The 23,200-nt window shown below is 41.0% G+C and carries 24 protein-coding genes and 1 other RNA gene; 6 read left to right on the top strand and 19 right to left on the bottom strand.

Annotated elements, in window-relative coordinates:
- Nucleotides 1-105: 105 nt before the first annotated feature.
- From ldpA to NSMS1_RS19680, 3 genes are all read left to right on the top strand, one after another.
- Nucleotides 106-1,260 (top strand): circadian clock protein LdpA, encoded by a 1,155-nt coding sequence (gene ldpA, locus NSMS1_RS19690; protein WP_224086456.1) that lies wholly within the window; start codon nucleotides 106-108, stop codon nucleotides 1,258-1,260.
- Between the two features lie 39 nt (nucleotides 1,261-1,299).
- Nucleotides 1,300-3,036 (top strand): R3H domain-containing nucleic acid-binding protein, encoded by a 1,737-nt coding sequence (locus NSMS1_RS19685; RefSeq protein WP_224086455.1) that lies wholly within the window; start codon nucleotides 1,300-1,302, stop codon nucleotides 3,034-3,036.
- A gap of 295 nt (nucleotides 3,037-3,331) precedes the next feature.
- Complete coding sequence (locus NSMS1_RS19680; protein ID WP_224086454.1) at nucleotides 3,332-4,372, top strand: lysophospholipid acyltransferase family protein; 1,041 nt, start codon at nucleotides 3,332-3,334, stop codon at nucleotides 4,370-4,372.
- Nucleotides 4,373-4,436: 64 nt separating this feature from the next.
- Here NSMS1_RS19680 and NSMS1_RS19675 read toward each other — a convergent pair whose 3' ends face one another.
- The 8 genes from NSMS1_RS19675 to NSMS1_RS19640 form a co-directional block, all read right to left on the bottom strand.
- Nucleotides 4,437-4,829, bottom strand: a complete 393-nt coding sequence (locus tag NSMS1_RS19675) for a carboxymuconolactone decarboxylase family protein (RefSeq protein WP_224086453.1) — start codon at nucleotides 4,827-4,829, stop codon at nucleotides 4,437-4,439.
- 321 nt (nucleotides 4,830-5,150) lie between these two features.
- Nucleotides 5,151-5,564 carry a GFA family protein gene (locus NSMS1_RS19670; protein WP_224086452.1) on the bottom strand — a complete coding sequence of 138 codons (414 nt, stop codon included), beginning with the start codon at nucleotides 5,562-5,564 and terminating at the stop codon, nucleotides 5,151-5,153.
- 188 nt (nucleotides 5,565-5,752) lie between these two features.
- Nucleotides 5,753-6,652, bottom strand: coding sequence for an AraC family transcriptional regulator (locus tag NSMS1_RS19665; protein ID WP_224086451.1), 900 nt, complete (start codon nucleotides 6,650-6,652; stop codon nucleotides 5,753-5,755).
- A gap of 413 nt (nucleotides 6,653-7,065) precedes the next feature.
- Complete coding sequence (locus tag NSMS1_RS19660) at nucleotides 7,066-8,292, bottom strand: hypothetical protein (protein WP_224086450.1); 1,227 nt, start codon at nucleotides 8,290-8,292, stop codon at nucleotides 7,066-7,068.
- 101 nt (nucleotides 8,293-8,393) lie between these two features.
- The gene (locus tag NSMS1_RS19655; protein ID WP_224086449.1) at nucleotides 8,394-9,071 is read right to left on the bottom strand and encodes a hypothetical protein; all 678 of its coding nucleotides are present in this window, start codon (nucleotides 9,069-9,071) and stop codon (nucleotides 8,394-8,396) included.
- Nucleotides 9,072-9,841: 770 nt separating this feature from the next.
- Nucleotides 9,842-10,230: a transfer-messenger RNA gene (ssrA, locus tag NSMS1_RS19650) on the bottom strand.
- 269 nt (nucleotides 10,231-10,499) lie between these two features.
- A complete protein-coding gene (locus NSMS1_RS19645; RefSeq protein WP_224086448.1) occupies nucleotides 10,500-10,997 on the bottom strand; it encodes a GNAT family N-acetyltransferase in 498 nt (165 codons plus the stop codon).
- Between the two features lie 5 nt (nucleotides 10,998-11,002).
- Nucleotides 11,003-11,281, bottom strand: coding sequence for a DUF1778 domain-containing protein (locus NSMS1_RS19640; RefSeq protein WP_224086447.1), 279 nt, complete (start codon nucleotides 11,279-11,281; stop codon nucleotides 11,003-11,005).
- A gap of 137 nt (nucleotides 11,282-11,418) precedes the next feature.
- Here NSMS1_RS19640 and NSMS1_RS19635 point away from each other — a divergent pair, with 137 nt between their 5' ends.
- A complete protein-coding gene (locus NSMS1_RS19635) occupies nucleotides 11,419-11,673 on the top strand; it encodes a type II toxin-antitoxin system Phd/YefM family antitoxin (RefSeq protein ID WP_224086446.1) in 255 nt (84 codons plus the stop codon).
- Nucleotides 11,666-11,932 carry a Txe/YoeB family addiction module toxin gene (locus NSMS1_RS19630; RefSeq protein WP_224086445.1) on the top strand — a complete coding sequence of 89 codons (267 nt, stop codon included), beginning with the start codon at nucleotides 11,666-11,668 and terminating at the stop codon, nucleotides 11,930-11,932. The genes NSMS1_RS19635 and NSMS1_RS19630 overlap by 8 nt, the downstream gene beginning before the upstream one ends.
- 141 nt (nucleotides 11,933-12,073) lie before the next feature.
- On the opposite strand, the gene NSMS1_RS19625 is transcribed toward NSMS1_RS19630, so the two are convergent.
- The 11 genes from NSMS1_RS19625 to NSMS1_RS19575 all read right to left on the bottom strand — a co-directional run bounded on the left by NSMS1_RS19625 (nucleotide 12,074) and on the right by NSMS1_RS19575 (nucleotide 22,341).
- Entirely contained in the window at nucleotides 12,074-12,571 is a 498-nt protein-coding gene (locus tag NSMS1_RS19625) for a DUF3850 domain-containing protein (protein ID WP_224086444.1), read from the bottom strand.
- Nucleotides 12,561-14,078, bottom strand: a complete 1,518-nt coding sequence (locus NSMS1_RS19620; RefSeq protein ID WP_224086443.1) for a GNAT family N-acetyltransferase — start codon at nucleotides 14,076-14,078, stop codon at nucleotides 12,561-12,563. Before NSMS1_RS19620 ends, NSMS1_RS19625 begins: the two co-directional genes overlap by 11 nt.
- 187 nt (nucleotides 14,079-14,265) lie before the next feature.
- Nucleotides 14,266-15,213 carry a F0F1 ATP synthase subunit gamma gene (locus tag NSMS1_RS19615; RefSeq protein WP_224095283.1) on the bottom strand — a complete coding sequence of 316 codons (948 nt, stop codon included), beginning with the start codon at nucleotides 15,211-15,213 and terminating at the stop codon, nucleotides 14,266-14,268.
- A gap of 120 nt (nucleotides 15,214-15,333) precedes the next feature.
- Nucleotides 15,334-16,854: a F0F1 ATP synthase subunit alpha gene (gene atpA / locus NSMS1_RS19610; protein ID WP_224086442.1), complete on the bottom strand. Its 1,521-nt coding sequence runs from the start codon at nucleotides 16,852-16,854 to the stop codon at nucleotides 15,334-15,336.
- A 122-nt stretch (nucleotides 16,855-16,976) separates the two neighbouring features.
- A complete protein-coding gene (atpH, locus tag NSMS1_RS19605) occupies nucleotides 16,977-17,531 on the bottom strand; it encodes an ATP synthase F1 subunit delta (protein WP_224086441.1) in 555 nt (184 codons plus the stop codon).
- Nucleotides 17,528-18,091, bottom strand: a complete 564-nt coding sequence (locus NSMS1_RS19600) for a F0F1 ATP synthase subunit B (RefSeq protein ID WP_224086440.1) — start codon at nucleotides 18,089-18,091, stop codon at nucleotides 17,528-17,530. Before NSMS1_RS19600 ends, atpH begins: the two co-directional genes overlap by 4 nt.
- Before the next feature lie 98 nt (nucleotides 18,092-18,189).
- A complete protein-coding gene (locus tag NSMS1_RS19595; RefSeq protein ID WP_224086439.1) occupies nucleotides 18,190-18,681 on the bottom strand; it encodes a F0F1 ATP synthase subunit B' in 492 nt (163 codons plus the stop codon).
- Between the two features lie 113 nt (nucleotides 18,682-18,794).
- The gene (gene atpE / locus NSMS1_RS19590) at nucleotides 18,795-19,040 is read right to left on the bottom strand and encodes an ATP synthase F0 subunit C (RefSeq protein ID WP_010994186.1); all 246 of its coding nucleotides are present in this window, start codon (nucleotides 19,038-19,040) and stop codon (nucleotides 18,795-18,797) included.
- A 113-nt stretch (nucleotides 19,041-19,153) separates the two neighbouring features.
- On the bottom strand, nucleotides 19,154-19,909 hold the full coding sequence (atpB, locus tag NSMS1_RS19585) for a F0F1 ATP synthase subunit A (protein WP_224086438.1): 756 nt from the start codon (nucleotides 19,907-19,909) through the stop codon (nucleotides 19,154-19,156).
- Between the two features lie 57 nt (nucleotides 19,910-19,966).
- Nucleotides 19,967-20,428 carry an ATP synthase subunit I gene (locus tag NSMS1_RS19580; protein ID WP_224086437.1) on the bottom strand — a complete coding sequence of 154 codons (462 nt, stop codon included), beginning with the start codon at nucleotides 20,426-20,428 and terminating at the stop codon, nucleotides 19,967-19,969.
- Nucleotides 20,429-21,159: 731 nt separating this feature from the next.
- Entirely contained in the window at nucleotides 21,160-22,341 is a 1,182-nt protein-coding gene (locus tag NSMS1_RS19575) for a class I SAM-dependent methyltransferase (RefSeq protein ID WP_224086436.1), read from the bottom strand.
- 188 nt (nucleotides 22,342-22,529) lie between these two features.
- Between NSMS1_RS19575 and NSMS1_RS19570 the strand changes: the two genes are divergently transcribed.
- Nucleotides 22,530-23,189: a vWA domain-containing protein gene (locus NSMS1_RS19570; RefSeq protein WP_224086435.1), complete on the top strand. Its 660-nt coding sequence runs from the start codon at nucleotides 22,530-22,532 to the stop codon at nucleotides 23,187-23,189.
- Nucleotides 23,190-23,200 lie beyond the last annotated feature (11 nt).

Here is a 23,200-nt window from a genome sequence, read left to right as displayed (position 1 = left end):
GAGTTAATAATCTTCCCCTGCTCCCCTGAAAACAATAATCAAGAAATCACGATTTTTATCCAACAGAGACTACTATTTTCTGTGACAAAAAAGCATAATAGAAGAGTGAGTGATCTGTTAGCCCCTTTACAATCTTTAGAGCAAGGTCACTGGTTCAAGCTCATCTGCGGAGCTAGTTTCCAGCACCTACCTGCTGTCAGAAGTTTAACATTGGCCTATACCTTGGCAGGTGCTGACTGCATAGATGTCGCAGCTGATCCGGCGGTGATTAGAGATGCTCAAGAAGCAATAGAAGTAGCCAGAAGTCTGGTAAAGCAAGCCCAAGCGCGAGGATTGCATTATCAAGGTGATGCACCTTTATTAATGGTGAGCTTAAATGATGGCGAAGACCCTCATTTTCGCAAAGCTGAATTTGATGCTAGTCAATGTCCTGAAGATTGTCCTAGACCTTGTGAAAAAATTTGCCCTGCTCAGGCAATTGTTTTTAACCATAAAAAAAATAATTTTTCTGGGGTAGAATCTCAGAAATGTTACGGTTGTGGGCGTTGTCTGCCAGTTTGTCCTTATGATATAATTTATACAAATTCGTATATGTCCAAACCAGAGGCGATCGCGCCTTTGGTTATGTCAGCAGGGATAGATGCCGTAGAAATCCATACAAAAGTAGGACGTTTGACTCAGTTCAAGCAATTATGGCAAGTAATTTCACCGTGGGCAGAGCAATTGAAAGTATTAGCTATCAGTTGCCCCGATGGCAAAGATTTAGTTGAGTATCTCCAATCGATTTATGAGCTAATATCACCACTCCGTACCACCTTAATCTGGCAAACAGACGGCCGCCCCATGAGCGGTGATATTGGAGACGGTACAACTTTAGCAGCCGTGAAACTAGGGCAGAGGGTTTTGGCAGCTAAATTACCAGGATATGTACAGCTAGCAGGTGGCACTAACAGCTACACAGTTGCTAAGTTAAAGGCAATGGGACTACTGAAGAATTTTAGATTGCCGATTTTAGATTTTGGATTAGAAGAAGCCAATTTAAAATCCAAAATCCAAAATCCAAAATCCAAAATTGCCGGAGTTGCCTACGGTAGCTACGCCCGTGTGATGCTGTCACCGATTATTGAACAGTTAGAAAAGGAGGTAAATAGTAACAGTGTTAAGGCAATTCGCCTGGAAGAAGAACCCCAATTGCTCTGGCAAGCTGTAGAGCTTGCACATTCTCTCGTCTCTCAGCTCAAGTCACAGCACGAGCGCTAATCGCTCTTCGTTATCTCTCAAAACGTCACCATAGAAAGCATGACGATTACAGACGATCTCCAAAAGTTATTAGACATTTTGCCCCAAGACCTGCGACAAGTACTAGAGAATCATCCTCAGCGAGATAGTTTAGTAGAAGTGGTCTTGGATTTGGGTCGTCGCCCAGAAGCTCGCTTTCCTAAAGGAGCCGAGTATCTGAGCGAAACCCCTGTTACTCAAGCACAAATAGATGATTGCATTCAGCGAGTTGGAAACTTTGGTGGAGATAATCGGGCAGGAATTGAGCAAACTTTGCACCGGATCAGTGCTATCCGCAACCGCACTGGTAAGATAATCGGTCTTACCTGTCGCGTTGGTCGAGCGGTATTCGGTACTATTGGCATGATCCGCGATTTGGTAGAAACTGGTAAATCAATTCTCATGCTAGGCCGTCCAGGCGTAGGCAAAACCACAGCCTTAAGAGAAATTGCCCGCGTCCTAGCTGATGAATTGAATAAACGTGTGGTCATTATCGACACCTCTAACGAAATTGCTGGGGATGGCGATGTGGCTCACCCTGCCATTGGTCGTGCTAGGCGGATGCAGGTAGCTCATCCAGAACAGCAGCATCAAGTGATGATTGAGGCAGTGGAAAACCATATGCCTGAAGTCATCGTCATTGATGAAATTGGTACAGAACTGGAAGCCTTAGCCGCCCGTACCATTGCCGAGCGGGGTGTGCAGTTAGTAGGTACTGCCCACGGCAACCAGATAGAAAACCTCATCAAGAACCCCACACTGTCTGACTTGGTTGGGGGTATCCAAGCTGTGACACTGGGAGACGATGAAGCAAGACGCAGAGGTAGCCAAAAAACCGTTCTGGAACGGAAAGCGCCTCCTACCTTCGAGATTGCTGTAGAAATGTTAGAACGGCAACGGTGGGTAGTACATGAAAGCGTCGCGGATACTGTCGATACACTGTTACGCGGTCGTCAGGCTAGTCCACAAACACGCACTGTAGATGACCAAGGTAAAGTCTCGATTACACGGCAGTTAGCTGTTGTTAATGGTCGTGGTGGACAATTGGCAACGCAGGAGGAGTCCTTTGCACCCGCTAGACAAGCAAATGGTTGGCGCTCATCAGGTCAGATGTTAGCAGTACCATCGTTAACTGTAGAGCGGGAAAGAGTTGCTGGACAAAGCGAATTTGACCGCTTGCTAGATGAGTCTTTCAACTACCCAGAAGTTGTTGATTTCAGCAGCCCCAGACAACCAGGGCCGAATGGGGAAGATTTGCCGATGCACATTTACCCCTATGGTGTCAGTAGACATCAACTGGAGCAGGTAATTAGTGTGCTGACTTTGCCTGTAGTATTGACAAAAGATATTGATAGTGCTGATGCAATTTTGGCATTGCGATCGCATGTCAAAAATCACGCCAAATTAAGGCAAATGGCCAAGGCGCGTCACGTACCCATCCATGTAATCAAGTCCAGCACTATCCCGCAAATTACCCGTGGGTTGCGGCGGTTGTTGAATATCGATGATCCAGATATGGCCGATGACAAAGAACTGCAACTGTTCCTGCATAATGGTAGTGACGACGAAATGGATGCTTTAGAAGAAGCAAGACTAGCTGTTGAGCAAATCGTCATTCCCAAAGGACAGCCTGTGGAGTTATTACCCCGTTCTCCACAAGTCCGCAAAATGCAACATGAGTTAGTAGAACACTATCGGCTCAAGTCCCATAGTTTTGGGGAAGAACCAAATCGCCGTTTACGGATTTATCCAGCGTAAACTAAGCAAGTGAATTATGCGATCGCTCTTATTTTAGGGCGATCGTTTTTGTTTGATGAGGGGAACATATCTTAGTGTATTTCTCTCTGTGTTTAGATAATCGAATAAATTATTTTCTACCACAGAGCCACAGAGGTTATAGAGAGATTTTTAAATACTCAGCAAGCTCAAAGTTACAAACTCAAAATTTTAAAATACTGTAGTAAATTTTACGTCTCTAGTCAGATACTAATGCTAAATTTAACAAGCTAGGATATTTCTTTAATAATATTTTCATCCCCTATATTAAATATTTGTGATTAATCAACAATCTGAAACTTTGATAAATTCACACTCAGAGCCAACTGTAAACCAAGGGTATAAATTTAATTGGTTTGATTGGTTTTGCTTGTGGTATCCCCCAGGCTGGTTAATTTTATTTAACCGTCATTGGCAACATTATCATCAAGACCCAGATGGTTGGAATTGGTTAGAATATCTTTTATTTTTAATTCCTGGTGGATTTTATCTAGCATTTTTGAGTCGATGGTTACGTCTGGGTTGTCGTTCACCCAGAATAGAAGCTACAGAATTTAACCCTAGCTATCAACAGGCTTTTCGTGCAGAAATTCTCGCCCCAATTGTGCAGCATTATTTTCGTGGAGAGTTGCAACAAGTTGAGAATTTACCCTCAACTGGGCCGATGATTGTGGCGATGAATCATGCAGGGATGTCTTTTCCGTGGGATTTTATTAGTTTGGGGTATTTACTCGGTGAAACAAGAGGATGGGTAGCCCATCCCATAGCCGAGGGGTCATTATTTGAACATCCTTGGATGGTTTGGTGGCTACCTCCTAAATGGTCGCAGGTTTTAGGTGCAGTCCGGGCAGAGTTTAGCGATTTTGAAGCAGCCGTGGCACAGGGTAAAATTCTGTTATATGCACCAGAAGGGTTACGGGGGCCGCTTAAAGGTTGGCGCAAACGCTACCAACTACAAAAGTTTAATGTAAGTTTTTTACAGTTGAGCGATCGCTATCATATTCCCATTCTCCCAGTTGTCTGTATTGGCAGTGAAAATCTGCATCCTTGGACTATTAATCTCAAAGGATTACAAAAACTTACTAAATTACCATTTTGTCCGATATCACCTTTAATGTTTGCTTTGATTCTGTTCCCTTCTATGGGTGTTTGGGCGATGAGAACTCGTCTACGTTATTTTATTCAGCCTATGGAAACCCAATTGAGCAGTGATTCTCAAGAACGTAAAGTAGTTTATCAGCGTGCTAAACAATTTCAACAACGATTGCAATTTCGGGTTAATGAGTTGTTAAATAAAAATTTGCCTGTTTTGGAGTAAGATTTGCCTGTCTCACCCATACCATTAGAGCAGAAACAGAGAAAAAGAGAGTTAATTTACTAAACTAACTTTTAAATATCTCATCGACAGGAATTTGGTAGCCATTGGCGAGGCGGTTAGTTGTGTTAGCCGTGGCGATAATTCCTAGTAGTTCACCAAACATAGCATCACTCATGCCTTTGCCACGGGCTGCGGCTGTATGGGATGAAATACAATAATCACAGCCGTTAGTGACGCTGACAGCAATATAAATCAACTCTCGCATTAGTGGATCAATTTCCCCAGGACTAGCCATCACTTCTTTGATGGTTTCCCATGTTCGTTTTAAGGTGGGAGGGTGGTTAGCGATCGCTTTCCAGAAATTATTGATATACTCAGTCTGACGAATAGCGCGGATATCGTCGTACACTGCCTTTACTTCTGCACTAGCTTGGTCGTATTCAATGAGCTTAGTCATACTATTTTCACGGACACATAACAATTAGGCATTTTGGCACACTCACTTTTAAAAGTATAGATATGCTGTAAGGGTGGGATATATTTCATGTGAAAAGTATTAAAAAGTAACATCTCTCAGTGAACGGCTGAGAGATTTTTATTTTCAAGCTACTTAACCTCAGTTAGGAATAAGGAAAGTAATCTATTTAGTAAAATTTTTGCTGATAGAGGTTATGTCTCTGATACCATTTCACAAAAAATATGATACAGATGTAAACCAGTAACGCTGTGTTATGTCTCACTTCCTTAATTTTGAATTTTGAATTTTGAATTGGTATAACTACGACATAGGTGGCATTTTGGTGAATTTGGATAGATTTGGATTCATGTAATCCCACGGTTGAGAACTGGCTGTATAAATATCCATTGTTGGGGAAAACCAACTTGGGTCATCAAGGCTCCCAGCCATAATGCCCATAAGTTCAGGGATGGGGGGCTTGCTAAATAATCGGGAACCACAATTTGGGCAAAAACCTCGACCAACAATGCTTCCGCTATCACCAATCACCTCATGATATTTCACATCTCCAATGATAGTAACTGCATTTTGAGGTACGAGAACAGCAGAGGCGTAGGCACTTCCAGTTGCCCTTTGACAATCTCGACAGTGGCAATTTCCCATCGCAATAGGCGGGGCTGAACATTCATAGCGGACAGAGCCGCACAGACAACTGCCAGTGAATTTTGTAATCATACAGTATCTCCTCTTGGATGTTCAATTTATAGTGTGAATACTATCTAGGTCAAATCTCGATGAATACAAGAGTTATTTCCAATATCTAGCAAGCAAACAGGTGCTATTTGCGCTACATCTTAGCTTCCAACTTAGCGGTCATACTTTGAATCAGTCTTACAAATTTGTGCTTTTTTTACAGATTTCTACTATTTATCTCGAAAAACTTTTGGCGTAACTCCAACTAAACGTTTAAAATGACTGGTGAAATGCCCTTGATTGGCAAAACCGACTTTATAAGTGATATCAGTAATTGATTCCTCATTTTTCAGGAGAAGTTCTTTAGCACGCTCAACCCGGCACTTAATGACAAACTGATGGGGAGAGTATCCTGTTGATTGTTTAAATAATCGAGAGAAATGAGACAAACTTATTTGAGATAAATCAGCTAATTGAGTCAAGCCAATATTACAGTCAAGGTTGGCATGAATATAATCAATAATTTGTTGTAATTTGTATTTGGGTAAACCGCTTGTTACGATTTGTTCCTTTTGTTTGCTAAAAGCGTAATTCTGATAAAGATGAGTCAGAAGAAATATCGCAGCAGATTCTGCATATAAACGGCTGGAATACCGATTTTTTTCTAGTTCAGCTTTCAATGCCAGACCAATTTGATAAATTAGTGGGTCAAATATTGGAAATTGAGGATGGAGTTCAAGACAACATAAGCCCATTGATTCACGCAGCGTATTAGCAATAAAACTGGAGTGAAACCCTAAAGTAATACCTTTACTTTCATGGTTATCTGATTGCCAATAAGTTGTACCGCGTGGAATAACTAGACTATGACCTGTGACCAGAGAACTTTTTTGTAATCTCCCATTAATCCGCGATTCCACTGCATAATCAAAAGGTACATCTGTATAAATATGAATTGCATTTTCTGGAAAGATAATTTCCTCTGGTAAGGCACTAGCACTTCTGCTATAAGTAAACTGAAAGCGGATGCCACTCCAATCTGAATTGTCGTTTGATAGTAGAGACTGACGATTAAAGCTTTCTAATATTGCCTTTTCTACAGCGCAAGATTCATCATTTGATCTTAACATAACTCAATACTATTTATATTAGTTATATGAGTAAAATTAATAGATGTGAATAAAAATTTCAACTAAATACACCACACTCAATTCAACTCTAAAAACCTCTGCACAGACTTCTAAACTGGTCAACTACGTTGCAAATTCCCCCTTCATGGGCGCAACAAACATCATCCAACTGACAATAACTAGCTAATACTAGCGCGATCAGCTATGCTGGATGGACGGTTACGCGATCGCTCCGCCCAATGTCCAATAAAATGTTATATATGTATATCCATGAACTTTAGCTGCAACTCATACATTAGAGTTCTCTTTAGTATCTGAATAAATCAGCATATTAAACAAGTTATTTTATTGTGAGTTTAATAGTGACCAGTAACCAGGAAACAGTAAACATAACCTGATAACTAATAACTGGTTTAATACCTTACTTGAGCGCGTCTATATTTATAACGGACTAAGCATAATATCAGAGTCAGTATCAACAGACCTTTTACACTTGATGGTTCGCTTACTCTGCTTACTTGTGTTGGAGGAGTAATAGGTGCTTCACAAAATCCTCCATTTGTTGGTGTACCAGGGTTAAGAAAATCACAGGAATTGTCAAGAGGAGGAGTAGTTGATGGATTTGGCAGACTTGGTGTTCTTAAAGATGAGCTGTTAAATGAGCCATTTGAGCCATTACCATCCAAGAACAAGATGACTAACAATAACAATGGAGCTGCTATTAAGTAGCCAGGAAAGCCTTCCGAAGGTGCAGAGAGTATTTCAGTGCCTTGTGCAATCGAGATAGCATTTTCAAACTCCGATCCCCCCCCTAAAAATAAACCATCTTTCATAATAGAACCTTCTCCTAACTGTATTTCCCCAGATTGAAGCATTGATTCAATCGTGGCTACGTTACGTCCTTGGAAAGGATTATCATCTGGTAATGCAGAATTGTAGGGATGAGAGAGTATTTCAAAAATCTCATGTTGAAGTCGTCTATTATCTCCGCTTTCTAAAGCATCTAAACCACTCAAAACCCGCTTTTCATAAAAAGCTTTCATACTTTCCCCTATGGGAAGTTTAAGGATTTCTTGTCGAATATTCGGTATTTTTGATATTTCCTGTAATAGCAAACGACCGTAAGACAATTTAAAATTTACAAAGCTATCGCGTAGATTGTCACCACGGAAAGGTTGCCATAAGAAATTTTTAGTTACATCACTTAAACCCGGCACAGGATTACGGTCTAGAGTTCGTCCCAAACTATATTGAGCCGCATCTAGATATTTGGAAGAATAATTTCTCCAGACGGACATATATGGATATAGGTTGTTATCGCTGCGATTGCCTAAAAATGTCTCCCACTGGCGATAATTATTCTCCCCACCAGCCGCTCTTATTAACATTTGCTGGTAGGTAGGCCCACCTTGAGATTCAAGGATTTTCTCAAGAACTGTGCCTGTTTTATTACAGCGCAAACCAAATCCTACAATACAGTTATCGGGAATAACGAATATTGGTTTGTTACCATTACTGTTATTTTGTATCTGGTATTCGAGGTAATTTTTTTCTAACCCTGGTGTAATTCTCCTATCACCAACATTAAGTCCTACTTTACCTGCACTTGCAGTCTGGCATACAGTTATTACTGTTGCCATAGATGACAATAGAATGAAAATATTCTGGATAAATTTCATAAACGCTTGGTAGACGACACAAAACTAATTAGGCAAAAAAATCATCTTGCAGATGTAATTAATTATTGATTTGATTTCAAAATATTTTGTAGAGAGGCTGGTAGACGATTTTGTTGAGAAGTGTTGTTATTTAGTCCTTGTAAATTTAGTGTGATAGCAGTACCTTTAAGTTCGCCAGCCGTCAGTTTGTGATATATAACTAATGCACGGTTAGGCTGATCGAAAATAAAACCACGACGAGAAGGTTGTATTTTGCCTTCTCCTACTAAATCAATAAAGGCTGCTAAATATCTACGTATACTTTGAAGATTCTCTGGATTGATATTGGTATGGCGTTCAATCAGAGTCATAAAGAAGTTCAGACTACGACTGTCTTGTCCAGCAATTAAGCTGCCACCATCTAGGAAAGAGCTACCAATTAGCTTGCCATTAACTTCTTGAACCTTAAATAAAGTATAGTAGCGTCCTTCCTTTTTGGAGTCATTCACATAGCATACCCAAGAGCCATCTTCGCTTTGTGTGAAGCCTTGTTCTGCAAGATATGAAAGTTTATTACCAGTTATTTTCTGCCCTGGTAATGGAGGTAGCAAGTTCTCTACTGGATCTAAGGAGCAAATCTTCTGTATAGTGTTTTTCCTTGGAGAAGTTTGAGCTTCTTGTGCAAGTACAAAATTAGAAAGAAATATCAAACCTAATGCAGAAGAGGTAACTACTTTAGCTATAAGAATTATCAGTCTCATTATTTTTATTCCTTAATTGCAGCATTAATCAACTTAGTTTCTAGTTTGATTAGAGATTCTAAATCATCTCAGAAAACCTACTCAAAATAACAAAAATATTTGCTATTCATTAATACTTTAATAGGCACACAAAAATTTCAGGCTATTAAACAAATACTTTATACATGCGTTGAGATAAAGTATTAATATAAAAACCTGTAATTTTAATGCTTTAATAACAGCCTAAATCTTAGTTTAAAAACTTCAAATCTAGCTATCTATAATTTTGTTACTTAGCAATATAGTTGAGCTTGTATTCAATTTTTTCTGTAATTTTCAACATTTGCAATGCTATTCAATTCTGTACAACCCTCCATAATATATATTCAAATTATCCACAATAATGAGCTTTTCACTAATATTTATAGAACTTCTACATACTACAGTGAATAGAACACATTTTTGTAATTTGTCTTCCTGCGTTGTCTGTTAAAACTTGTGCCAGTCATAACAAGCTTTAATGCTTTAAAGCAAATATGCAACATTTTTCAATGTTTCTTTTAACACTGAGAAACTAACTCAAAATCATACCTTAATTTATAAAAAATGATCTCTGCTTTTCCTATTATTCATGATATGTTGACAAATTATTCTAACTTATGTGGTGATATAGAATAATTTTTCTTTTGCCACAGATATTTCTCCTAAATAACTTAGGTCTTGCCTTTGAGCAAGTAAATATATTAAAAAACAAAGCCCACCTTATTAAAGATGGGCTTGTTAAGTATGTTTAGTGGATCCGAGCAGAGTCGAACTGCTGTCCAAATTGGGTATTGACCCCCCGCTCATTCACAGGTTTAGCCTTTCTGACCCTCAAGGCGGGAATCGTTCATTATCCCGAACGTAGGATGCTCTGATTAAATCTTAGCTAGCAAGCCAACCAGAGAACACTTGCTAGAGCATCCGTTGGGGGTTGGTCTTCAGTCCTTAACGGAGTCAAACCGAAGACGCTCGAACCTATAAGAGGCTATTAGGCAGCTACTAGAGCGTCCTTACGAGCAAATTTTACGATGTTATTCGCATTTACTTTTTTTTGAGCCTTTGATTTTCGAGAGGAGACTCACTCTCGACCTGAATCACAGAGTAGCGTTCGCCAACCTGTCGAAACCGTTACGGACCCTTGCGATATATCACTATTATAATTCTCTGTTGGGGAAATGTGTTACGTGATGACAAAGAAATCTTAAACTTTCATTAATGAGAAGATATAAAGTTTTTTATCTGAGTGACAGATTATATAAACAGTGTAAGCGTAGCCCTCTTAAACAAAAGCGATCAGCTACGCCTCGCCGCAGGCAGCGCACCACCTAAACTATCATCCTGTTGTCACCGATTTTACTTAAAAGATGACAGATAGCATACCATCAATTCAAACTTGCTCAGGTGCAGTTATTCCAAGATTTTTCGAATATCCTTCAACATTAAAAATAGATGTAAAGGGTCAGTCGGACTAGGTTCAAAATCAAAATTTTCATACCATGTTCTTGCTTGCTCATCTTTAGCATGAACTAGTAAAGCACGGATTCCTAAAATATCTGCTGCTGCATTAACTCGTTTGAGACAATCTTTTAATAAACCACTCCCTATTCTCTGACCTTGATAATCTTTGCTAACTGCTAAACGTGCTAAAAGAGCTACAGGTACAGGATATTTTGGTAATCCTTTGATAATTCGAGGTGGCGCATCTTGATGAATAACAGAGGCTACAGTCAAAGTATAGTAAGCAATTAAATTATTATCTATGCAAGCTACATAAGTTTTTGAACTATCGGATTGTTGATTTTGTAAGGCGTAATTAATTAAAAAATTATTTAAAGCAGGTTTCCCACAGTCAAAGTCTTGAACATTGTGAGTAGTTGATAGTTTCTCAATATATAGATTATTCAAGGTAATTACTCAAATACACTCGGCTCAGTTAATAGACGACGCAAACGAGGCTTTTCTGTTGTGGGAGTATCAAGGGCATTTTGGAAAGCTTGCCATTGCTCATCATCTAGTGCAAAAACTTTACGATTTGTCAAAGCATTTTGAGCAGCAATTAAACCTTGTTCTAACAGAAACTCACTGACGTTTTTATGACTTGCAGCCGCAGCTTGTTGCAATAGTTTTTTCACACTAGGACTTGTGCGAATATCTATCCGTTCAGTTCTAGACTCTGGTGAGTGGCTCATAATTTCAACGTATATAGATTTTAGACTCTATACCTAAGCTACCATACACACATTGTCCTGACAATAAAGTTGTTCTATTGTTTAATATCGATTTGGTGGGCTATACTTATACAATAAACAGTACAAGTGTAAAGTAAATGAAAGTTGTCTCTTTTAGCGAAGCGAGAAATAACCTCAAGGCTGTTTTAGACCAAGTGGTGGAAGATGCAGACTATACCATCATTACTAGACGGGATGCGGAGGATGCTGTTGTGATGTCGCTAGAGTTATTTAATAGTTTGCTGGAGACTGTTCATTTACTCAAGTCACCCGCTAATGCTGCTCATTTGGAGCGTTCTATTACTCAGTTTAAGCAGGGGAAAGTGGTGGAGCGCAAATTGTTAGATGAGTAGAAAGTTAGTATGGACAGATGAGGCTTGGAGCGATTATTTATATTGGCAAGAGCAAGACAAGAAAACATTAAAACGAATTAACAAGCTGATTGAGGCGACAATGCGACTACCGTTTGAGGGGATAGGTAAGCCAGAAGCCTTGAAAGAAAACCTAGCTAGCTTTTGGTCGCGGCGCATTGATGATACTAATCGGTTAGTTTATGCGGTGGATGATCAGTACTTAACGATTATTGCTTGCCGTTACCACTATTCTGATTGACAGTCTGCTTAATCTTTGTCGTAGAAACTGCAATCACTTTCCAGGATGCGATCGCACTACCTAAACTATCATCCTATTGTCACCGATTTTACTCAACAAGATGATGGGTGCGATCGCTTACAATAATATAAATAGATTCTATTAAAATACAAATAGACTCAACTGTTGACCTAGTTTACCTTCCTGCATTAGCTGATTTCTTCCCTTTTTAAGTGCATCAGTCCATTCAGGCTGAACATACCAGTTCTCACGCCAATTAATTGTAGCTTGCGGTGGTGTAAATTTAGGACACAGTTCGTTTAGTTGTATCAGAGAAATTGAAGGAAAAGCAAAACTTTCATATACGAAAGTACCGTAAGCAAATTCACAATTCTCAAAATATGTGTCATAGAAATCTTTCTCTACTCCCATAATATCGTGATACTTGCTCCACATCTTAGAAACAGGTAAGGATATAGTTTTATCCGCTATAAAGCCTCCTCGTATGATAGAATCTGGTGTAGTTTCATACAAGAGAATAAGATCACCTAATTCCATTCCAATTGAACGCTTACGCAATTCAATTTTTTTACTACCATGAATGATACGTTCAGCATAAATCCGTTTAATACTTAGAGCTTTAATATATTTAGCCTGCATAAATACCTCCAAGTTCAACTGCTTTTTTATAACGTTCTAAAGATAGGCTGTGCATTGTTTGTGGTGGCCCATTAAGAACACCATTGCTGCGTAAATTATCCATAGAAACTACTTCACGAAGTGGCATTAAATAATCAAACTCTACAGCTTGTCGTCGTTGTCCTTCAGTACCAACTTGTTGTAATGTAAGAACACCCTTCATACCCAGACTGCTGTAAAGCTCAGTAGGTGTACCCATGTATCGGGCAACAATTCTGGCAGTGGCTACAACACCTGATATAGGACTACTAGCATAAAATAATATTGATGCTCCTCTCATATCATCTCGTATACAAACAGGTCGTCCGTAGTATATTGTCTTGCCAGCTTGAAATATCTGAATCAAGAATTGAGGACGAATTGGTATCACGTAAGCCGTTGGTGGAGTGTACACTGACTCTGCTGGATAAGTCAAGTTGAGCCAAGAATGTAGAGAAAACTTGTTAATGAGATTACCATTAGAACTTATTAGCTGAACTGTTGCATCATTAACTTGAATTTGTTCTACTTCTTCTCTACCTGCCGGATTTTGAGAAGTTGATATTATTGAGGGGAATAGAATTTTTGCTTTGTTGATTGTATTCAAAATACTCTCATCAGATTCATAAAAGAATAGTTTTGTTAAAAACCATTCTGGTTGATGAGCTTCACGCTCATAGATTTCCCTCCCGATACCTTCTACCCAGAAACCGTAACGCTCAAAAAATGCAATGAGATAAGTTTTAGCTGTAGTAACAAAAGCTCTCCTAATTCGCTCTGATTTCCATTGTTCAAAACAAGTTAAGATTAAATTTCTGCCGATACCACTACGTCGATAATCCTCAGTAACAAAAAGAGTTGATAGTTTAACTATTCCGTTTCCCTTTGGCTTCCAAATAGCAACACCAATAGCTTGGCTATCTCTATAAGCTACGTTGAACACAGTGTCTAAACTGTTCATTGTCTTATCAAACCATTTAGGAAAGCCTGGATAAAGCGGAGATAATTCTTCAACAAGAACTTTGATTAGTTCGCTTTCATGCCTAAAATCTCTACCGTTCAGCTTCCTCACACCAAATGCAGCAACAATAGACTCGAAAGAGTCTCCCTGAATATCACTGCGTCCCCCGCCTAATTCTGAGAAATCATCAATGATTACAGCTCGATAAAGTTTATCTAGAAAATCTTGTAATTTTTTTCGATCTGGAAATTGAAACCACTCACTTCCAGGTGCATCTGCAATGTGATATCCCTGAATTTTCAATTGCGAATGAATTGTTGTTTCTACCCAATTGCCTGGTATTTTGACTGCACCTAATAGTTGAGGTGGTTCTGGATGCGAGGTTTTTATTTGTGTACGTATGCGCTGTAATGCTAATTCTGTAGGTTCAGCAGAAATACTTCCAGAAGTCCTGCCTATTTTAACTTGTGGCTTTTCCCCCAGGTATGAAGGAAAGGAATATATATAAAGAACTATTTGATTCTCCATACCTTGTGTGTAGAAATATACTTAGATACTAGGCTAATAATTATAACTTTTCTATGTACTTGTCCACTCAACAAAATTTATTCATCGATCAAGCTGTCGTGAAATTCTCAAAAGCAAAATAGCTAATTGCTAGGCTTGAAATCTACCAGCAATTAGCTATTTGTTATAGTTAACAATTGAGTTGTTCCTAAGTCAACGCTTCCGCACCGCCGACGACCTCAAGCAGTTCTTGGGTAATGGCGGCTTGACGGGCTTTGTTATAGGACAGCGATAAAGACTTGATTAACTCACCGGCGTTATCGCTGGCGTTACTCATTGCTGTCATCCGCGCAGCTAATTCACTAGCGGCTGACTCTTGTAGCGCCCGTAGTAGCTGGTTGCTCAAGTACAAGGGTAACAACGAATCGAGAATTTGTACGGGGTCTTGCTCGAAAATCATGTCGCGGGGCAAAGGACGGACTTGGCTAGTCACGGTTTGCCGTTCGACTTCAAATTGACCGCCACGGGTTGTCAGGCGGAAGATTTCGTCATCTGCTGCTTCTAAACCTTGGGGGTCGAGAGGTAGCAGGGTTTGAATTACAGGACGAGAACTTACCAAGGAGACGAAGCGGGTGTAAACTAACTCGATGCGGTCTACTTTTTCTGAAAGGAACAAGGACAGCAACTCATCAGCAATTTTATTAGCTTCATCGGCAGTGGGGATTTGTTCCAAGCCAGTATAAAAAGCTGAAATTGGTTGCTCACGCCGTCTAAAGTATTGTTCAGCTTTCCGCCCAACAATGACAAATGTGTAATTTACACCTTCGGCTTTGAGTTCCTTGGCGCGGTTTTCAGCACGGCGGATGACGTTGGTATTGTAACCGCCGCACAAACCGCGATCGCCTGAAATTACCAACAACCCTACTGATTTCACATCACGTTTTTTCAGTAGTGGTAGGTCTGCATCTTCAAACCGCAGACGAGTTTGCAAGCCATACAATACTTGTGCCAAACGGTCAGCGAAGGGACGGGTAGCGATTACCTGTTCTTGTGCGCGACGTACACGCGCCGCCGCTACCAGCCGCATGGCTTCTGTAATTTTTTTGGTGTTTTTGACCGACTGAATGCGATCGCGTATTGATTTGAGATTAGGCATAGTATTAAGTTCCGAGTCAATAGTCAATAGTTAATAGTCCAAAGTCAAAAGCCATTAAGTTATTAACTAATGACTAATGACCTTTCGGCTGACGCTCACGGCGAAGCCCATGACTAATGACTAAGCTGTAGCTTTGAAGGTCTTTTTGTATTCGTCTAAAGCAGCCTTCAATGCTTTTTCTTCGTCATCACCTAATACTTTCTTAGACTGTACGTCTTGATAGTAGGAGTTAGTGCCTGACTTCAAGTAATCTCTAAAGCCTTTGGTGAAGGTGGTGACTTTATCAACTGGGATATCATCTAAGTAACCGTTGATACCAGCGTAAAGAATAGCTACTTGTTCAGCTACAGAAAGGGGTTGGTTTTGGGACTGTTTGAGGAGTTCCCGTAGGCGTTGACCCCGTGCTAACTGGTCTTGGGTAGCTTTATCTAGGTCGGAAGCAAATTGTGCGAAGGCTTGGAGGTCGTCAAACTGTGCCAGTTCAAGTTTGATTTTACCAGCAACTTTTTTCATCGCCTTGGTTTGTGCCGCAGAACCCACACGGGATACGGAGATACCAGGGTTTACAGCCGGACGAATACCAGCATTAAATAAGTCAGAAGATAAGAATATCTGACCGTCTGTAATAGAAATTACGTTGGTAGGAATGTATGCGGAAACGTCACCAGCTTGGGTTTCGATAATTGGTAACGCGGTCATGCTACCTTTACCCAATTCGTCGCTGAGTTTAGCAGCACGTTCCAACAAGCGGGAGTGGATGTAGAATACGTCTCCGGGGTAAGCTTCCCGACCGGGTGGACGACGTAGCAGCAAGGACATTTGGCGATAAGCTTGTGCTTGCTTAGATAAGTCGTCGTAAATTACTAGGGTAGCTTTGCCTTTGTACATGAAGTACTCAGCAATGGTCGCACCGGTGTAGGGCGCTAAGAATTGCAGGGTAGCGGGTTCACTGGCACTAGCAGCAACTACTACTGTGTAGTCCATTGCACCTTTTTCTTGTAAGGTTTGGACTACGTTAGCAACGGTAGAAGCTTTTTGACCGATCGCCACGTAAACACAAACTACATCTTCGCCTTTTTGGTTGATGATGGTATCAATGGCGATCGCAGTTTTACCTGTTTGACGGTCGCCAATGATCAATTCCCGTTGACCGCGACCGATGGGAATCATCGAGTCAATAGCGGTGATACCGGTTTGCATTGGTTCATGTACAGAACGACGGGCAATAATACCGGGTGCTGGAGATTCAATCAAACGGCTTTCGCTGGCTTTGATATCACCTTTACCATCGATAGCGCGACCCAAAGCATCGACAACGCGACCGATTAGGGCTTCACCTACACCAATCTGAGCAATTCTTCCAGTAGCGGTAACGGTGCTACCTTCTTGAATTTCGCGGCCTTCACCCATTAATACCGCACCTACGTTATCTTCTTCTAAGTTTTGGGCGATACCAACTGTGCCGTCTTCAAACTCTAGAAGTTCGCCAGCCATAGCCTTTTCTAGACCATAGATCCGGGCGATACCGTCTCCAACTTGTAATACAGTACCAACGTTAGCAACTTTGACATCTTGGTCGTATTGCTCGATTTGCTGTTGAATAATACTGCTGATTTCGTCAGGTCTAATTGATATGCTCATGTGTGTATCTTTTTTTTCTTGCGAGACGGAACATATTGAATAGACGCGATATTACTTGTCGCGTCTGCATTTAGTTGGAGGTGTTAAAGCTAATGCGATACTAGCTTAATCCTCTGAACTTTCTAGCTATTGCTGAGGCGCAAGGAAAGGCGACGTAGCTGACCCCGGATACTAGAGTCAATTACTTGAGAGCCTACTTTAATGATCACACCACCAATCAGGTCACTGTCTACCTTTGTTTCCAGTTCTACTTGACGAGCCTTGGTGATTGCCAGTACCTTTTCTTTAACTGCTTGTTGTTGCTCTTCGGTTAATTCCACAGCAGAAGTGACTTCCGCTAATACGGTTTGATTCAATTGCCGTAATAACGCCAAATACTGCTTGAGAATCTGTTCCAAATAGAAAATGCGTCGTTTGTCTACCAACAACAGCAAAAAGTTACGTAGGTAAGGGCTAGCACCTTCACCCAATATTTGCGTGATGAGAGCTTTTTTGTTCTCAGCCACAATAAAGGGGTTGTCAATAAAGTTTCGTAGCTGTTGATTTCCCGAAAGCAAGTTCAGCAAAGTACGCGCATCTTCGCCGAACTCTTCCGTCAAGTTTTTGGATTTAGCGATTGACAACAGTGCTTGTGCGTAAGGTTGGGCTACCTCAGTGTTTGCTACATTACTTGTCATACTTCGCCTCCCATTTGTGCGATGCTACGGTCAATTAAAGTTTTTTGAGCATCACCACTAATACCGCCTTGCAGTTCCGCCTCGACCTTTTGCAGTGCTAAAGCAACTACTCGTTGCCGCAACTGGGCGATCGCTTTATCTAGGTCTGCATTCAAATCTGCTGCGCCTGCTTGTTGCAAGCGTTCAATATCTACAGCAGCTTGATCGATGATAGCTTTGCTGGCAGCTTGAGCATTTTCTTGGGCGGCTGTTTTAATTCTTTCAGCTTCCGCTTGTGCTTGCTCTAGCTTTTGTTGCGCCTCTTTCAGTTGCTTTGCTGCATCTGCGGCACGTTGTTCTGCATTTTTAATTGCTGCTTCAATGTTTTCGCGGCGAGTTTTCAGGGTAGTACCCAGCACTTTCCGACCAAAAACAAACAGCACAGTAATAATAATGGCCAGGTTAATCAGGTTGGTGTCGAGAATATTGGTATTTAAACCAAAACCACCTTCAGCCGCACCCTCTGCCAATTCACCTCCAACGGCGCTGGCTTCCGCCATCAACAGTAAAAAAGTCCCCATGATTTTTCATCCACAACTGCGCTGTCGGTTTCTGTCATTCATCCTTCATCATTTAACAAATGACTAATGACCAATGACTAATAACTAAATGTATTGAGTTAGCGCTGGTTTACTAGATCGGCTCCTAAAAGCTTTTCTAGGATTTGGCGACTTAGCGCATCCACTTGTTGCTCTAAAGAAGCTAGAGCTTGCTGTTTTTGCTGCTCAATTTCACTAGCAGCTTGTTCTCTTTGTGCTTGAGCTTCTTGTTGAGCAGCTGCTATTTTTTGTGCAGCGATTTTTTGGGCTTCAGCTTGAGCGTCAGCAATAATTGTTTGTGCTTGCCGTCTAGCTCCTGCTAACTCTTGCTCATATGACTCTGCCAATTTCTGAGCTTTGGATAAACGCTCTTGGGCTTCTAATTGATTGTTACGGACATACTCATTCCGTCCATCAATAGCATTACCCAGAGGTTTGTAGAGAGTAGCATTTAATATCAGAGCTAACACTAGAAACTGGATTGCCATCAAAGGTAAGGTAGCATCTAAATCAAACAGCCCACCTTCCTTTGCAACCTCTTCCACCGCCAATAAGGTGATCCAATGTATCATGTTTGCTTGTTCCTATCTACTATGTTAGCCCTGAGTCTGAGTTGTAAGTTATGAGTTAGAGTTAAACGCTTAACTCTTAACTCCTAACTATTTACTCAGCACTCAGTACTGAATTACGCGAAGGGGTTAGCAAACAACAATACTAGAGCAACTACTAGACCGTAGATGGTTAGCGCTTCCATGAACGCCAAGCTGAGTAGTAATGTACCGCGAATTTTACCTTCTGCTTCGGGCTGACGAGCAATACCTTCTACAGCTTGTCCTGCTGCATTACCTTGACCAATACCAGGGCCGATCGCAGCCAAACCAACAGCTAGAGCAGCAGCTAAAACGGAAGCAGCAGAAACTAATGGATCCATGATATTCTTTCCTTACTTTAATGAAACGAATGGTTTTGTCAGTTGTTAGTTGTCAGTTGTCAGTTGTCGATGCCATTTACAAATTACTAATGACCAATGACTAATGACAAATGCTAATGATGTCCCTCATGCTCTTCGCCATGATGATCTTCCATCGCTTCACCGATGTAAGCAGCAGCTAAAGTAGCAAAAATTAGTGCCTGGATAGCGCTAGTAAATAGCCCCAAAGCCATTACTGGCAGAGGTACAAATAAAGGCACTAGTAATACCAGTACGCCGACTACAAGTTCATCAGCTAAAATGTTACCGAATAAACGGAAACTTAGGGACAGGGGCTTGGTGAAATCTTCAATAATTTTGAAGGGCAACATGAACGATACGGGCTGAACGTAGTTGCCAAAATACCCCAATCCTTTCTTGCTGAATCCCGCATAAAAGTATGCTAAAGATGTCAACAATGCTAATGCAACAGTTGTATTGATGTCGCTTGTCGGTGCTGTTAATTCTCCTTCTGGCAAATGAATTAGCTTGAAGGGAACTAACGCTCCAGACCAATTTGACACAAAAATGAACAAAAACAAAGTGCCAACGAAAGGCACCCAGGGGCGATATTCTTTTTCGCCAATCTGGTTTTTTGCCAAATCCCGAATAAATTCCAGTGCATACTCCATGAGGTTCTGTATGCCACCAGGAATCCGTTTAATGTTACTGCTTGCAGCCAAAGAAGCTATAACTAGCACGCCAATAACAAACCAGGACGTGAGAAATACCTGACCGTGCAATTTTAAGTTTCCTATTTGCCAGTACAGATGTTTTCCCACTTCCAATTCGGCAAGTGGAACAGAGTAAAAGTTCAGAAAATTCAACATTTTCCTTCCATTTCGATTGCTTCTCCAAGTTAATATTAACCGGAGAATAGGAGCCTTTTAAGGTTGCCGGAGCTTTGGCGGGTCAGAGATAAACGCCACCCTAACTACATAGATAATGAGCGTTGCTTTGTAAGTGAGAAATCCCAAAAATATGGGCATTATTTGCAGTTGATTCCACCGCGATGCCAGCAAAATCAGCACTATCAATAACGCCAACCGAGTTTTACTCAGCGACTGTTTTTCTCTACCTAAACGCTCAACATCTTTTGCCAACATCCTCAAGTAAACCACACCTGTACACGCACCTAATAAATAATTCAGGGCAATGTTCAAGGAGTAAAAAATCCACACAGAGACAAAGACAACCCCTGTTAAAACAAGCGTGATTAACAACAACTCTTGGTAGAGTTGATAAAACTCCTGCATAGAAGAGTTTGCTGGTTCTGTGTCCTCAAAACCAGCTTGAGTCTCTTGTCGTGTTGTCGGAGTGGGTGCAATTGGTTCTTCTGACAAGCTCACGGGACTTGAAACCAGTACAGCTAACTTATTATGACTGCACATTCAGTCAGCTGAATCATATCACGATCCGGTAACAATACTTTAGAAAAAAACAATTAACTTCTTTTTCAAGGTCATAGGGAGAGGCTAGAGGTTAGAGGCTAGGAGCTAGCAGTTTGAGGTAGAGGCTTGCATGGCATTATTGTCCCATTTTATACAGACTATTTTTTCTAGCCTCTCATGTTTCCTGAAAATCCCAGATTTGCCTAATTTTGATGATTAACTATCCTCCAATCTTTATTACGTAAGGTCTAGCGAGTGCTGATGGAGCCAGAGTTTATAAAATCAGCTAGTGTTCGAGGCGAAATCACACTAATGCTAAATTTTCATCAACTCCGACTTGTAGAGTTTTACATCCCCAGTTGGCTTGGCAACTACTAGACACACTTCTACTTTACATGAGATTTAGGAAAACGGGTTGTAGGCGATCAGCGTTCGCGGAGAGTCCCGTAGGGAAGCTGGGCGTTTACGCCATCGCCCATCGTTATTTTTCACGCAAGTTCGATGAATAAACAAACCCCTCTCCAAACCTATCCCCTGCAAGGAGAGAGGCTTTAAAACCTTTATTTTTTGTTCGCCGTTACAGCGTATTTAAACTCTTTTCCGACACGGAGAAGTCATCGAACGTTTTTTAGGAGGGTGTAGGGGTTTTAGTTTCTACATAACCTTGATACTGCTTGGTTAAAGCACAATTAAGCTGGTGTTAGGATGATTAGCTGTTGTTTAATTAGGTTTCTAACCTCATCTAAGCTTATTTGCACAGTTGATAATATATCTGTCACTGTGGAATTACCACCACATTTCTGTAAAAATTCAAATTCTGCCGTTGATAGGTTCACAACTTGGTAATCGTAATTAAATAACACCTGACTAGGAAATCCATCAGTACAAGGATTTAGTTCAGGAATTGCTTGTAGTAAAGCGTTATCATCTGACCAGTCGGCTTTGGTGATGGGTGGACGACCAAGGAAAAATTCGTAATGGGTGACTTCTGGGTCGAGTAATTCTATTAAACGGTAACGTTGGCGATCGCTCAACTCTCCCGCCCTTTGGATTAACTCTGGTGCTTTCCCCAATAGCCTATCTAAATTCCAAAAACCGGGATTAGAAAAACCAATAAACTCTAATCCTGAAGCGTCAATTAATTCAAACAAAGTATCAACATTGTAGTCAACCTCTTGGGGATGAACGTACATATCCGCAAAGCATTCATCCTGTTGATTTTCCATCGCCCAACGCTCTTTTTCACGTTTGACAAGACGATTGTTTTCTGGTAAAGAAGCGAATATTTGTCGACCGACTTGTACACCATCACGATAGTCGCCCCGCTTTTCATTTTGCAGGAGTGCGATCGCTTTTTGCATCAGTTGAATTTCCCAGCGTCCTATCTCCCCATACACAAAAATGTGCATCAACCCACCGGGAGCTAATTTTTTCGCCAAAGCTTGAATACCCCGAATTGGGTCAGGTAAGTGATGTAACACACCCACGCAGTTAATTAAATCAAACTCACCCGGTAACTGTTCCACATCGTACAAACTCAGGTGATGAAACTCCACACGGTCAGCACCGGAACGCTGACAACGTTCTTTGGCGACGGCTAAAGTACCTGCACTTAAATCAATTCCTACTACTTGCGCTTGCGGGTTGAGGTGTACTAAATATTCTGTCCCCACACCTGAACCACAACCAGCATCCAAAATGCGGATATCTTGCTTTGCTGGTTTGCGTCCTGTACAAAAACTGTAAGCCGCTAGCCAATTCCAGCGCCAGTTGTAACCGGGTGGCGGTTCATCAAGGATGGGTTCTGGCGGGAATGGGTATGTATCGTAGAGTTTGGCTACAGCACTACTTACAGCTTGAGAGTCAGACATGATGAGGCACAACGCAGCATTTCTGAGTTTAGCGGATAGGGGTAATTAGGGCAAAGCGTTGATATTCTCAGCCAGAAAGAATAGCAATATTAACTCCCCAGTAAAAACACCATTGTTCGAGTATCAGTAAATTAATAGAATAAATTTATATATTTAGTATTAAAATTTACCTCAATCAGGAGTAGTGAATGTCGATAGGACTGCCTGAATTTGTAGAAAACCCAGAAAATCGTTGCCCGGTTGTTCTTTTAGTTGATACCTCTGGCTCTATGTCAGGTCAGCCAATACAAGAGTTAAATCGAGGGTTGGCGGCTTTTAAGGAGGATGTGCTGAAAGATGCTCAAGCCTCTCTTAGTGTTGAGGTTGCTATTGTTACCTTTGGCTCGGTTGTGCGACTCATACAAGATTTTGTAACTATCGATCAGTTTATAGCACCCAGGTTAGAAGCGGATGGTGTAACACCAATGGGTAAGGCAATAGAGTACGCTTTAGATTTGTTGGAAAATCGCAAACAGACCTATAAGGATAACGGTGTTCTCTACTATCGTCCTTGGGTATTTTTAATTACTGATGGTGCGCCGACTGATTTTTGGGAAGGTGCAGCGCAAAGAGTGAGGGAAGCGGAAGAAAGTAGTAGGCTGTCATTCTTTACCGTCGCTGTTCAGGGTGCGGATATGAACAAGCTTAGACAAATTGCACCTCCTCAACGTTCACCGATGATGCTGAATGGTTTAGATTTTCGATCTCTATTTATTTGGCTTTCTTCGTCCATGAAACGGGTTTCTAGTGGCAAAGTAGGCGAAGTTGTAGCATTACCGCCTGTGGGATGGGGTCAAATTACAACCTAGATTTTAAGGAT

This window comes from Nostoc sp. MS1, assembly GCF_019976755.1.
Taxonomy (GTDB): Bacteria; Cyanobacteriota; Cyanobacteriia; order Cyanobacteriales; family Nostocaceae; genus Trichormus.
The sequence above is the reverse complement of the archived record's forward strand: the minus strand, read 5'-3'. Positions and strand labels throughout refer to the sequence as shown.